The following is a 12,972-nucleotide window of genomic DNA, read 5'->3' as shown; positions in this document are numbered from 1 at the left end:
GTCGCCGGGTGCCGCGGCACCCGAAGCGACCCCGGGCACATCCCCGGGCGCGGCCCCCGGAGGGGGTGCAGCGCCGTCGTCGCCGTCTGTCATCCCCGGCGCGAACGCCGCGGGGCGCACCCTTGGGGACGTCCCCGGAGGGCCGCTAGGCTTAACGCGTGCACCCCGCAGAGCTGAGCCCGTCCACCCAGGACTACCTGAAGACCATCTGGCGGCTGGGCGAGTGGGAGCCGGAGCGGGTGACCACCACGTCGCTGGCCGCGCGAATGGGTCTGGCGGCCTCCACCGTGTCCGAGGCGCTGAAGAAGCTCACCGCACAGGGCCTGGTGACCCGGCCCGCATACGGGGTCGTGGAGCTGACCGCCGAGGGACGTGACGTGGCCGTGCACATGGTGCGCCGCCACCGCATCCTGGAGATGTTCCTGGCCACCGAGCTGGGCTACGCGTGGGACGAGATCCACGACGAGGCCGAGGTTCTCGAGCATGCCGTCACCGACCGATTCATCGACCGTGTGGACGCCAAGCTCGGCCACCCGTCCGAGGACCCGCACGGGGATGCGATCCCCTCGCGGGACGGGGTGATCACTCCCGCCCCGGCCGTTCCGCTCGGGGACGTCACCCACCCGGAGCCCGTGCGGGTCACGCGCGTCTCGGACGAGAGCCCCGAGACCCTGCGGGTTCTCGCGGAGGCCGAGATTCGGCCGGGCGCGGTGCTGCGGGTGCTTCCGGGTCCGGACCGCAGCGCCACGGTGCGCGTGCGCGTAGCCGGCGGGGGCACGACGCCGGGCGGTGACGTCCCGGGGGGCAGCTCGCCCGCAGCTCTGGTGACGCAGGGGCCGCCCGACGTTGTGGGGACGGTAGCGTCCGGTGGGGTCACGGTGGAACTCGGCATCCTCGTGGCGGAGGCCGTCTGGGTGCAGGCCCTCACCCACGCGAGCTGAACGGGACAGGCGCTCCCCGGCCCGGCTGCGGACAGCATCAGGCTCGCGCTGGACCGAGCGGCGCCGCCTCGGACAGTGGGCTCCCCTGCTGCGTCCGGCGCCGTCGCGGGCCCACAAGGTGAACAGCAGGTGACCGGAACATGTCCTACCCTTGAAGGAACACGAATATGTAGGCGGCGGCACACCATGCCCGGGCCGCGGCGGTGCCGGCTGGCACCGGTGATCGAGGAGCACGAGGTCCACAACATGTCCGAGGGTTTTCTGCGTGCGAGCAGACGGCTGGGCCGGTGGACGGGCCGAGGGCTCTGCTACGGCCTGATCTGGCTGGGCCTCACCCTGCTGGCGGCCGCCGGGGTGATCCGGCACTACTGGGGTCAAATCTCCGTGGGGCAGATGCGCATGAATCTGGTGTCCGTGCAGACGGACGGCGGCGGCGGGTCGATCGTGTGGGTCTCGGTGCTGTTGATCGGCGTGCTTCCCGTGCTGCTGACCTTGGCGGTCGCGCTGGGCCGGTGGGTGTGGCGCCGCCGCCTGTCCGGGCACACTGCGCGCGCTCCGCGCGGCGTGGTCCGCTCCGTCTCCGTGATCGCGGTGGCTGCGGTGGTGGTGGGGGGTACCGCGAGCTTCGCGTCCGCGGTGGACCTGCCCCGCTACGTCAAGGCCGCCAAGTTCCCGCATGACATCGGATCGCGCTACGTCCAGCCCACCGTCACCGGGGACGCGGGCAAGCGCAACCTGGTGGTGGTCTACCTCGAGTCGGGGGAGCAGACCCTCGCGGACGACCAGCTGTTCGAGAAGAACGCGTTCGCGCCCCTGGAGGACGTCACCCGCACGGAGGACGGCTGGCGCAGCGTCACCGACCTCCAGCAGTACGAGGGCGGCGGCTGGACCATGGCCGGGCTCACATCCACCCAGTGCGGCATCCCCCTCAAGAGCTCGGGGGAGGGCATCAGCTCGAGTGACATCGGCGCCGGGATGGAGCAGTACCTGGGAGGCGTTACGTGTCTGGGGGACGTGCTGCAGAACCACGGCTACACCAGCACGTTCCTGGGCGGGGCCAACTCCTCGTTCGCCGGCAAGGACGCCTTCCTGCGATCGCACGGCTACACGGAGGACAAGGGGCTCGCGGACTGGCGGGCCGCCGGCGAGCCGGAGCAGAACTTTCGCGGCGACTGGGGGCTCAGCGACGAGCGGCTCATGGCCCACGCGAAGGACGAGGTGGACCGTCTGCACGCCCGCTCCGAGCGCACGGGCCAGCCGTTCAACCTGTCCATGCTGACCCTGGACACCCACGAACCGGTGCACGTCTATGACTCTTGCGGCGTGGACACCCAGAACCAGGTGACCTCGGTGTTCGCGTGCTCCATGACGCAGGTGGCGGGCTTCATCGAGCACATGAGGCTCCAGGGGTACCTGGAGGACACCTCCGTGGTGGTCATGGGGGACCACCTCAAGCACATGAGCGCCGGGGACGCGTTCCACGAGCAGCTGGACCACCACCCCAACCGCACCATCTTCAACCGCGTGTGGATCCCGGGGGAGTCCTCGGACCAGCCCCTGCGGGCGGGCGCGGACCAGCTGTCCATGTACCCCACCCTCCTAGAGGCGGCGGGGCTATCGGTGCACGACGGCGCGGCGGGCCTCGGCACGTCCGTCCGGCGGCAACAGCCTCCCCAGGGCTCGGCCCAGGCCATGGACCCGGAGGAGTACGCACTGCTGCTCGAGTCCCGCTCGACCGATTTCTACACCCGCGCGTGGAACCCGCAGGACCCGGTGCGCTGAGGGCACGGGCGGCTCGACCCCCGGAGACGGTTCCGGCCGCCCCGCCGAAACATCGCTTGAACGCGCTGCATCCCGTCCAGGGGTGGGTGGGGTCGTTCGCGGAGGCCACCCCGAAGAGGTCGGCCACGGGCTGACCCTGTGCTGCGGCGTCGAGCAGCGCCTGGACGATCAGCGGCTGGTTGGGGCGCAGCTTGCGCAGCGCGAAGTCCATCCCGGAGGGGGCGAACACCCATGTGGTGGGGGAGTCGTAGGGAAGCAGCGCGCTGACCACGGTGCCGCCCACCGAGCTCGTGTAAGCGGTGCAGCCCCCGGTCTCGCCCAGCACGCGGGCGGCCGTGCGCAGGGAGTCGGAGCCATGCGCGGTGAAACCCCGGCGACCCGCCGTGTGGTGCAGCAGCTCGATTACGACGTGCGCGCCACTCGGGTGGGTGAGCACGGGGCCGTACGGCGCGTACCAGAGCCGCCCCGACCGTGAGGTCTCCTCAACGACCAGGGCGTGCCAGCCGGGCCCCGAGAAGAGGTGGGTGCCCGGGCGCTACGTGGACTGCCCAGGGGCTGGGGACGGGGTGGAGCGCTGGTCGACATTCTCGAGTGCGGCACGGAGGACCCCCCACCGGCAATCGGGACCTGCCCATGGTCGACAACGAACGGGAGGGCGTGCAGTTGCACGCCCTCCCGCTCACGGCCCTGCTGCGCAGGGAGGCCACACCGCCGGGACGGCTCAGGGACGCCGCGTCGGTGAGCGCAGCCTCCGTGACGTCCCGGGTTCTGCGGTCTCAGCCAATCACTGAATCCACGAGCGCCTTGGCCTCCTTCTGGACCTGCGCCAAATGCTCCGCGCCCTTGAACGACTCCGCGTAGATCTTGTACACGTCCTCGGTCCCGGACGGCCGGGCCGCGAACCACGCGGATTCCGTGACCACCTTCAGCCCGCCCACAGTGGCGCCGTTACCCGGCGCCTCGGTGAGCTTGGCGATGATGGGTTCCCCGGCGAGGGTCTCCGCGGTGACCTGCTCGGCGGACAGCTTCTTCAGTACGGCCTTCTGCTCGCGATCGGCCGGGGCGTCGATGCGCTCGTACACCGGATCCCCGAACTGCTCGGTGAGTTCGGCGTAGCGCTGCGACGGCGTCTTGCCCGTGCGTGCGGTGATCTCCGCGGCGAGCAGCGCCAGGATGATGCCGTCCTTGTCAGTGGTCCACGCGGAACCGTCCATCCGAAGGAAGGACGCGCCCGCGGATTCCTCCCCGCCGAAGCCGATGGATCCGTCCAGCAGACCGGGCACGAACCACTTGAAGCCCACGGGGACCTCCACCAGCCGGCGGCCCAGCGAGTCGGCCACGCGGTCGATGATCGAGGACGACACCAAGGTCTTGCCGATCCCGGCTTCCGGGGACCACCCGGAACGGTTGCGGTAGAGGTAGTCGATGGCCACGGCCAGATAGTGGTTGGGATTCATGAGCCCGGCATCCGGGGTCACGATGCCGTGCCGGTCGCTGTCGGCGTCATTGCCCGTGGCGATGTCGTACTCGTCCCGGTTGCCGATCAGGGACGCCATGGCCGAGGGGGAGGAGCAATCCATGCGGATCTTCTCGTCCCAGTCCAGCGTCATGAACGCCCACTGCGGGTCCACCTCGGGGTTGACCACGGTCAGGTTCAGCCCGAAGCGTTCGCTGATCTCCTGCCAGTACGCCACGGACGCCGAGCCCATGGGATCCGCGCCGATGTGCAGCCCGGATTCCTTGATGGCTTCGAGGTCGATGATTTCCGGCAGCGCGGAGACGTAGCTGTCCAAAAAGTCGAAGGTCCCGGTGGTCTCCGCGGCGGCGGCCTCCTCCAGGGGCACCCGCTCCACACCATCGAGGCCCGCCGCAATGAGGTCGTTGGCGCGGTTCGCGATCCACTCGGTGGCGTCCGTGTCCGCGGGGCCGCCGTGCGGGGGGTTGTACTTGAAGCCGCCGTCCGTGGGCGGGTTGTGGGACGGGGTGATCACGATGCCATCCGCGCGGTCCTCGGGCTCGGAGGCGTTGTACGTGAGGATCGCGTGGGACAGCGCCGGGGTGGGCGTGAAGCCGTCCCGGGAGTCCAGCAGGGTGCGCACGCCGTTGGCCGCGAGCACCTGCAGCGCGGTGTCCTGCGCGGGTCCGGACAGCGCGTGCGTGTCCTTGCCCATGAACAGGGGGCCGGTGATCCCCTGCGCGGTGCGGTACTCCACGATCGCCTGCGTGATCGCGGCGATGTGGTGCTCGTTGAACGAGGTCTTCAGTGAGGACCCGCGGTGCCCGGAGGTGCCGAATACCACGCGCTGATCAGGATCGTCCACGTCCGGGACGCGGTCGAAGTACGCGGCCAGGAGCTGGTCGATGTCCACGAGGTCACTGGGTTGGGCGACGGTGCCCGCACGGTTAGCCATGGTTCAAACCTAGTCCCGATCGCGGCGCCCGTCAGTCGTTTTCCGCAGGTTTCCGCGCACCGCACGCCGGGGCCCGAACGGCCGGTGGCAGCGCGTTCGCAGCTCGCGCTCAGAGCAGGTGCCGTCAGGCCACCAAGGACGCGCGCGGCGTGGTCGGCGGGTCCAACTGCGCCGCGAGCGCGAGCAGCCACGCCTCGGACGACGCCGCTCCCACCAGGTGCACGCCCATGGGCACCGGCCCGGGGTAGTTGCCTCGCTCGGGTGTAGCCCACGTGGTGGGGATCGTGATCGCGGGCAGCCCCACCACGTTGATCAGGGAGGTCCACGGGGTGTACTGGCATTGCCGCATATAATCCTGCTCGGCACTGGCGGGGTCGGTGATGTCGAAGCCTTCGTGGAACCAGCCGATCGGGCGCGGGGGCATGGCCAGCGCCGGAGTGAGGATCATGTCGTACTGGGCATATTGGCTGATCACATTGGCCTCGATGTCCCGCAGGACCGCCACGGCATCGGCGAGATCCACCGCGGACCGTGTCAGCGCGCGGTCCCGGAACGCCCGGGCCAGGCCCGTGAGCTGTCCTTCCTGCCCGGTTAGCGGCAGCTGCCCCATGACGGTGCTCCACAGCCGGAAGAACGCGTCCGGGTAGGCCGGGTCGTAGGAGATCCGGGCGTCGACGACGTCGTGCCCCGCCCGCTCGAGGCGCCGCACCCCGTCGTCGAGCGCGGCACGCGCCTCGGGTGATACGGAGATGTCGTAGGTCTCGTCGAAGGGCGACGCCGTGCTGACACCGATCCGCAGCGGGCGCTCACCCCACGGCATCCGCCCGGCCAGGGCGGCGTCGACCACTGCCGTGAAGGACGGCTCGGGCGCGGCCCGGACGGGGCGGTCGATCCGATCGTGTCCGGGGGTGTGGCACAGCACGTCCATGAACAGGGCGGCATCCCTGGCGGTGCGCGTGATGGGGCCGTTGACCCCCAGTTGTCCCACGTTGGACAGGGCGTCGTTGCTCGGGACACGCCCACGATTGGGTTTCAGGCCGATGAGTCCGCAGGCCGCCGCGGGGATCCGGATGGAGCCGCCGCCGTCGGAACCCACGGCCCCGGGCAGGATCCCCGCGGCCACGGCGGCCGCTTGACCCCCGGAGGACCCGCCAGGGGAGCAGTCCAGGGCGAACGGGTTGCGGGCCGGAGGGAAAGCGCGATTCTCCGAATAGCAATTGAGCAGGAACTCGGGGACCTGGGTCTTGCCGAGGATCACCGCACCGGAGGCTTCGAGGGTCGCGGCGAGCGGCTCGGATACGGCGGCGGGCGGCACGGTACCGGTCTCGTCCCGCGTGGTCAGTGAGCCCCACGTGGTGGGCATCCCGGCGACGTCGTGCCCGTCCTTGAGCGCGGTGGGGATACCCAGCAGGGCGGGGAGCGCGGAGGCATCCTCCTCGGAGTCGCCTCGGGCGCTCGAGAGCCGCTCGTCCGCGCTGCGGGCCCGCTCGAGGGTGGCCTCTGGGGCCACATGGACAAAGGCCCCCAAGTGCGCGTTGAGCTCGGTTATCCGCTCGAGCGTCCGCCGGGTCAGCTCCTCGCTCGTCACCTCCCCGCGGCGCAGGGAGGCAACGGTCTCGGTCAACGTGGGGAAGTGTTCCACCGTGTCCTCCATGGCGTTCGGGACGTGTGCGGGGACCCCAGCCTAACCATTGCGCGTCATGAAGTTCTCAGAGCGGGGGCGGCGCTGCCGAGGACGGTCGGACCGACACTGCCTGGGAAAGGTTCTCGAGGACTCGTACCCGGGAATCGAACCAGTCCAACCCTCTGAGTTCCCTCATGATCGTTTGTTCGATCCCGACGCCAAAATCGCCGCAGTATGCTCGATTTTCCCCTCACGCATCACACCGAGAAAGTAGATCCCCCATGAAACGGTCGCTCTCCGTCGCGGTTTTGGCCTTCGTCGTGCTCACCGGGTGTTCCGCGAACAATGACGCCTCGGACACCGGCCAATCAAGCGTAGGCGCGCCCAGCCCCCAGGTGTACCAGGATGTGCAGAACTGGTCAGGCGCCGGTGATAACGGGGCACGATTCACCGCTACCGGTGAGGTGAAAGCGCCGTCCGGGGTCGAGGAAGCCCGCCAGTTGATGGGAAAATCGAACACTCCGCTGCATTTCCTGGCCGTCACCGTTGACAACATCAAGGGCGCAGACTCAATCACCCCGCTGAAGGCGACTTTCACGACGCCGGCCGGTGACCTGGTCGAATACACCGCACTCGGCGACTACCTGAACGAATCGGAAGCGCCGGAGAGCTCGAGCGTCGATGCCACCAACCGGATCATCGAGGTGCACAACGCTTTCAGTTGGGATGAATACGAAGTAATTGCGGGCCAGAAGAAGACCGTCGTTCTCGCCACGGAGAGCGCGTACCCTCACCAGGTGACTCACGCGACTGTGGGAGAGGGCATAACGCTTACCCCCTCCGACCGATCCGCTGAAACGGACAAGGCCACCGGAGCCCCGGAGGCAAAGGTGCCCGTCGGCAGCAATGATCGGCTGGCTGAGCTCTACGGCACCACGCTGAAGGGCAACGACATCAATTTCCGCATTTTCAGCCCGAATGCCCAGAAAGAACTCAACGCCGTGATGCCTCCCCAGCTCAATGGCGCATGGGGCGCATTGTGTTCACATGCCGCCACCCAGGAACAGCTCATGGAGACTGGCGTCAACGCGAACGGTCACAATTGGCGGCCCTTCCAGTACGCGGTGACTGAGAGCGGTGCGCCCCCACTCAGCGGCGATGCGAAGTCCAAAGAATATGAAGCGGCCTCGCTGGCGGAACTTTCTCACGGGGGATCCTGCGCCGTCATCCAGTCACCGGACACATCTGCTGCCACCAAAACCAGCGTCGCCTCCGTGGGCCACTACCTGGGCAACTCGACTCTGGAAGCCACGGTGTACGTGAGGTAGCCTCCGGGCTCCGGACCGGACGCCCCCTGGGGAACTGTGGGGGGTAGAGCCCGCCTTCGGGCTGACTGCGGCTCAGTCGATGTCGTGCGTTTGACGGATACCCCAGCCGTGCGCGCCGGACACGCGAACGGGCGGCCACCGGAACCCCGGTGACCGCCCGCCGTCGTACGCGGTAAACTCAGGAAGCGCGGATCAGGCGCCGGCCGCCTCGATGGCCTTGGCGAAGATCCGTAGGCCCTCGCGTAGCAGGTCGAAGTCGATCACGAGCGGCGGCAGCAGACGCACGTTGTTGCCGAACGTGCCACACGTGAGGATGACGACGCCCTGCTCAAGGCACTTGGCCGCGATCTGCTGGGCGGCGTCCGCGTTGGGTTCCTTGGAACGGGGCTTCACGAACTCGAGCGCCATCATGGCGCCGCGCCCACGCAGCTCGCCCACGATGGGGGAGGACTCTGCCAGGGAGCCGAGCTCCTCCTTGATGATCTTCTCGATCTCGAGGGCACGGTCCGCGAGGTTCCAGTCCTCGATGGTCTCGATCGCGCCGAGAGCCGCGGCGCACGCGACGGGGTTACCGCCGTAGGTGCCACCCAGGCCACCACCGTGCACCACGTTCACGAGCTCCGCGCGGCCCACGACGCCGGACAGCGGCATACCGCCGGCGATGCCCTTGGCGAAGGTCACGAGGTCCGGCTCCACACCCTCGTACTCGGAGGAGAACCACTTGCCCGTGCGGGCAACGCCGGCCTGGACCTCGTCCGCGACGAAGACCGCGCCGTTGTCCTTGCACCACTGCGACAGGGCGGGCAGGAAGCCCGGGGCCGGGACGATGAACCCGCCCTCACCCTGGATGGGCTCGATCACGATCGCGGCCACGTTCTCCGCACCCACCTGCTTGTCCACGAGGGTCAGGGCGCGCTTGGCGGCTTCCTCGCCCGTCATGCCCTCCGGATCGCGGAAGGGGTAGGACATGGGAACGCGGTACACCTCGTTGGCGAACGGCCCGAATCCCTGCTTGTACGGCATGACCTTGGAGGTCATGGCCAGGGTCAGATTGGTGCGGCCGTGGTAGGCGTGGTCGAAGACCACGATCGCGTTGCGCTTGGTATGCACGCGCGCGATCTTCACGGCGTTCTCCACGGCCTCCGAACCGGAGTTGAACAGCGCGGCGCGCTTGTCGAAGGCCCCAGGGGTCAGGGACGCGATCTTCTCGGCGACCTCCACGTACCCCTCGTAGGGGGTCACCATGAAGCACGTATGGGTGAACTTGCCCACGGCCTCGCGCACCTTCTCCACAACCTTGGGCGCGGTGGCGCCCACGGAGGTCACGGCGATGCCGGAGCCCAGGTCGATGAGCTGATTGCCGTCCGCGTCCTTGATGATGCCGCCGTCGAGCTCGTCCGCGTAGACGGGCACGGAGGAGGCGACGCCGGCCGCGACCGCCTTCTCCCGCCGCGCCGCGAGTTCCTGCGACTTGGGGCCCGGGAGGGCGGTCTTCAGATCGCGCTTCTGCTCAAGCCGGTATTCGATGTCAGCCATGTTCGGTTGCCCTTTCACTACAGCGGCACGGGGACGCGAAAACTCGATAATCGGATCCGCCCCGGAAAGCCCCGGTGATCCGGGGCTCCAGCCGAGGCGGGTCCGTGTGCGGCCGGTGCCGGGAGTTCGGACCCTCGTGGGGCCCTCCTCCCGTCAGGCGGGCGCGGGCGTGCTCAGGCCCAGGGCGAGGGCATGCCCATGTACTGCACGGTGGTGTACTCCTCGATGCCCTCGGCGCCGCCCTCGCGGCCCAGGCCCGATTCCTTGACGCCGCCGAACGGCGCCGCGGCGTTGGAGATCACTCCCACGTTCATGCCCAGTAGGCCGTACTCGATGCGGTCGCCGATGCGCAGGGCACGCGAGATGTCCTCGGTGAACACGTAGGACGCCAGGCCGTACTCGGTGGCGTTGGCCAGGCGGACGGCGTCGTCCTCGTCCTTGAACGTGATCACGGGGGCCACGGGGCCGAAGATCTCCTCCTTGAACACGCGGCACTGCTCGGTCACGCCGGTCAGCAGGGTGGGCTCGAAGAAGTACCCCGGTCCGTCCACGGCCTTGCCGCCCACGACGGCCTCGGCGCCGTTGTCGAGCGCGTCCTGGACGAATTCGGCGACGCTGTCACGCGCCTTCTTCTCGACCAGGGGACCCACGGTGGTGTCCTCCTCGAGACCGTTGCCGGGCTTGAGGGCGTCGAGCTTCTCCGCGAACTTCTTGGAGAACTCGTCCGCGACGGACTCGTGCACCAGGAAGCGGTTGGCTGCGGTGCACGCCTCACCCATGTTGCGCATCTTGGCGGCCATGGCGCCATCCACGGCCTTGTCCAGGTCCGCGTCCTCGAACACGATGAACGGGCCGTTGCCGCCCAGTTCCATGGAGGTACGCAGCACGCGGTCCGCAGCGGTCTTCATGAGCTGCTTGCCCACCGGGGTGGAGCCCGTGAAGGAGATCTTGCGCAGCCGGGGATCCTCCATGATGGGCCCGGAGACGTTGGACGCGGACGCGGAGGACACCACGTTGAGCACACCCGCGGGGATGCCGGCCTCGATCATGAGCTTCGCGAAGAACTGTGAGGTCAGCGGGGTCAGGCGCGCGGGCTTGAGGATCATGGTGCACCCGGCGGCCACCGCGGGGGCCACCTTGCGGGTGGCCATGGCCAGCGGAAAGTTCCACGGGGTGATCAGCAGGCACGGGCCCACGGGCTTGTGGGTCACGATCATTTTGAGGTTGCCCTCGGGGGTGTCCACGTAGCGCCCGTAGTGACGCACGGCCTCCTCGGAGAACCAGCGCAGGAACTCGCCGCCGTAGACGACCTCGCCCTGGGACTCCTTGAACGGCTTGCCCATCTCCAGGGTCATCAGCAGTGCGAGATCGTCCTTGTGCTCCTGGACGAGGTCGAACGTCCTGCGTAGGATCTCGGAACGCTCGCGAGCGCTCGTGCGGGCCCAGGACTCCTGGGCGTTCGCGGCGGCGTCCATGGCCGCGCGCGAGTCCTCCTCGGTCGCGGAGGCTAGCGTGGCCAGCACCTCGCCGGTCGCGGGATTCTCGACGTCGAACGTCCCGCCGTCGGAGGCATCTCGCCACTCGCCGTTGATCAGGAGGCCCTTGGGTGTGGCCTCGAGGACTTCTGAAACCCGGTCTTTGATGCTCATCTGGTTCCTTTCTGGGAACTCCACTCGGCGTGGTCCGGTGCAGTCTCGAACTCGTGGGACATAGCTCCCTTCCTCCATGGTATGCCCGGCCGCAACGGTGCGATCAGCGGCTGCGGGTTCGTGACTCGCTCGCTGCCACGAGCCGCTCCTCGGCGTCCGCGCCGGGGGCGATCCCGCGCGGGATGCGCAGCATGAAGATCAGCCCCAGGACCCACCACAGCGCGAAGATCACGTAGGGGGCGGTGCCCAACCCCGCGGGCATCCCGGGCAGATACAGCACAGCGAGTCCCAGGCAGAGCACTACGGACAGCACACCGATCACCACACCGCCGTGGTGCTTCCCGCCGATCCGGTAGGGCCGCTCCATCTCCGGTTCGCGGCGTCGCAGGATCACGAACACGATCGACACCAGCAGGTACGCCACCACGATCGAGGGCGAGCCGGAGTCCACGAGCCAGCCGAGCATCTCGGTGCCGAAGAACGGGGCGATGAAGGACAGCGCCCCCACGAACAGCAGGGCATTGGAGGGGGTCCCGTACTTGGGGTGCAGCTTGGCGAACCAGCGGGGCAGCATCCGGGAGTTGCCCAGGGCCCAGAGCAGACGTGAGGCACCCATGAGCAGGGAGTTCCAGGACGTGAGGATCCCGGCCAGGCCACCGGCAAGCAGCACGTTGGCCATGGCGCCCGAGGTGAAGAGGTTGCCGAACGCGTCCGCCACGGCGATGTCCGCGTTCGCGAGGTCATGTGCGGACATCGCCGAGGACGTGGTGAGGATGACCATCACGTACCACGCGGTCGCTATCAGCACGGAGGTGACGATCGTGCCGCCCAGTTTCTTGGGCGGCAGGTGCATCTCCTCGGAGACCTGCGGGATCACGTCGAAGCCCACGAACAGGAACGGGACCACCACGAGCACCAGGGAGAACCCGGAGACACCGTTGTGGAAGAAGGGCTCCATGTTCTGTTCCGAGCCGCGCGTGAACGCGCCGAAGACCATCATGAGTCCCACGATCGCCAGGAAGATGATCACGAAGACCTGCACCGTGGACGCCTGCTTCACACCGCGCAGGTTGATCCACGTGATCACCACGGCGCTGAGCGCACCCACGAGCGCCCACGTGAGGTTCACCTCGAATCCGGCGATCGTCCACAGCGGGACGTGGCTGAGTTTCGGGAAGATGTACTCCACCGTGCGAGGTACGGCCACGGCCTCGAACGCCACGATCGTGATGTACCCGACCGTGATCGCCCACGAGCCGATGAACGCCCACCTGGCACCCATGCCCCGCAGCAGGTAGTTGTGCTCACCGCCCGCGGCGGGCATCGCGGCCACGAGTTCGCCGTACACCAGGCCCACCACGGCCATGATCGCCCCGCCGGCCACCATGGCGAGCACCGCGCCCATGGTCCCGGCGTCGTTCAGCCAGCCTCCCGTGAGGACCACCCAGCCGAAGCCGATCATGGCCCCCACACCCAGGGCGATGGCGTCCAGCCGCCCCAGGACCTTCTTGAACCCTGCGCCGTGCTCCGGGAGATGGCGTTCGTGTGTCATGCATGCCGTCCTGGGATGTCGAGGAGGTCGAGGTTGTTGCGCTCCATTGTCCGCGCGGACGGCGCCCCCGGGGCTTGTGTGCGAGTTCGTGTCATCGACAGCGGGCGGAGGACGACGGCGCTGGGTCCCCTTGGCCGCGGAAGCAGCGG

Annotated in this window: 8 protein-coding genes and 1 pseudogene; 3 read left to right on the top strand and 6 right to left on the bottom strand. The window is 68.5% G+C overall.

Annotation, left to right across the window (positions count from 1 at the left end; genetic code table 11):
- Positions 1-158: 158 nt before the first annotated feature.
- Entirely contained in the window at positions 159-941 is a 783-nt protein-coding gene (locus RF646_RS11435; protein WP_085108639.1) for a metal-dependent transcriptional regulator, read from the top strand.
- Between the two features lie 246 nt (positions 942-1,187).
- Complete coding sequence (locus tag RF646_RS11430) at positions 1,188-2,723, top strand: sulfatase-like hydrolase/transferase (protein ID WP_368836016.1); 1,536 nt, start codon at positions 1,188-1,190, stop codon at positions 2,721-2,723.
- A 121-nt stretch (positions 2,724-2,844) separates the two neighbouring features.
- Here the strand turns inward: RF646_RS11430 and RF646_RS11425 are convergent.
- From RF646_RS11425 to RF646_RS11415, 3 genes and pseudogenes are all read right to left on the bottom strand, one after another.
- Positions 2,845-3,159 (bottom strand): annotated as a pseudogene (locus tag RF646_RS11425) (GNAT family N-acetyltransferase); the annotation flags it as partial.
- A 340-nt stretch (positions 3,160-3,499) separates the two neighbouring features.
- Positions 3,500-5,134: a phosphoglucomutase (alpha-D-glucose-1,6-bisphosphate-dependent) gene (gene pgm / locus RF646_RS11420; protein WP_368836015.1), complete on the bottom strand. Its 1,635-nt coding sequence runs from the start codon at positions 5,132-5,134 to the stop codon at positions 3,500-3,502.
- A 124-nt stretch (positions 5,135-5,258) separates the two neighbouring features.
- Complete coding sequence (locus RF646_RS11415; protein ID WP_368836014.1) at positions 5,259-6,776, bottom strand: amidase; 1,518 nt, start codon at positions 6,774-6,776, stop codon at positions 5,259-5,261.
- A gap of 263 nt (positions 6,777-7,039) precedes the next feature.
- On the opposite strand from RF646_RS11415, the gene RF646_RS11410 reads away from it, so the two are divergent.
- Positions 7,040-8,086 (top strand): hypothetical protein, encoded by a 1,047-nt coding sequence (locus RF646_RS11410; protein WP_368836013.1) that lies wholly within the window; start codon positions 7,040-7,042, stop codon positions 8,084-8,086.
- Positions 8,087-8,278: 192 nt separating this feature from the next.
- Here RF646_RS11410 and gabT read toward each other — a convergent pair whose 3' ends face one another.
- The 3 genes from gabT to RF646_RS11395 form a co-directional block, all read right to left on the bottom strand.
- The gene (gene gabT / locus RF646_RS11405; RefSeq protein WP_368836012.1) at positions 8,279-9,622 is read right to left on the bottom strand and encodes a 4-aminobutyrate--2-oxoglutarate transaminase; all 1,344 of its coding nucleotides are present in this window, start codon (positions 9,620-9,622) and stop codon (positions 8,279-8,281) included.
- A gap of 173 nt (positions 9,623-9,795) precedes the next feature.
- Positions 9,796-11,271 (bottom strand): NAD-dependent succinate-semialdehyde dehydrogenase, encoded by a 1,476-nt coding sequence (locus tag RF646_RS11400; protein ID WP_035959265.1) that lies wholly within the window; start codon positions 11,269-11,271, stop codon positions 9,796-9,798.
- A 103-nt stretch (positions 11,272-11,374) separates the two neighbouring features.
- On the bottom strand, positions 11,375-12,823 hold the full coding sequence (locus RF646_RS11395; RefSeq protein WP_085108034.1) for an APC family permease: 1,449 nt from the start codon (positions 12,821-12,823) through the stop codon (positions 11,375-11,377).
- Positions 12,824-12,972: the final 149 nt, after the last annotated feature.

It is taken from the genome of Kocuria sp. CPCC 205261 (genome assembly GCF_040981025.1).
Lineage (GTDB): Bacteria > Actinomycetota > Actinomycetes > Actinomycetales > Micrococcaceae > Kocuria > Kocuria marina.
Note: the sequence above shows the minus strand (reverse complement) of the source record. Positions and strands in the feature narration are given on the sequence as shown.

Bases quoted from the DNA above. Each gene is read 5' to 3' on its own strand.
- RF646_RS11400 (WP_035959265.1), bottom strand. From the start codon at position 11,271: ATGAGCATCAAAGACCGGGTTTCAGAAGTCCTCGAGGCCACACCCAAG.
- RF646_RS11395 (WP_085108034.1), bottom strand. From the start codon at position 12,823: ATGACACACGAACGCCATCTCCCGGAGCACGGCGCAGGGTTCAAGAAG.
- RF646_RS11430 (WP_368836016.1), top strand. From the start codon at position 1,188: ATGTCCGAGGGTTTTCTGCGTGCGAGCAGACGGCTGGGCCGGTGGACG.
- RF646_RS11410 (WP_368836013.1), top strand. From the start codon at position 7,040: ATGAAACGGTCGCTCTCCGTCGCGGTTTTGGCCTTCGTCGTGCTCACC.
- gabT (WP_368836012.1), bottom strand. From the start codon at position 9,622: ATGGCTGACATCGAATACCGGCTTGAGCAGAAGCGCGATCTGAAGACC.
- pgm (WP_368836015.1), bottom strand. From the start codon at position 5,134: ATGGCTAACCGTGCGGGCACCGTCGCCCAACCCAGTGACCTCGTGGAC.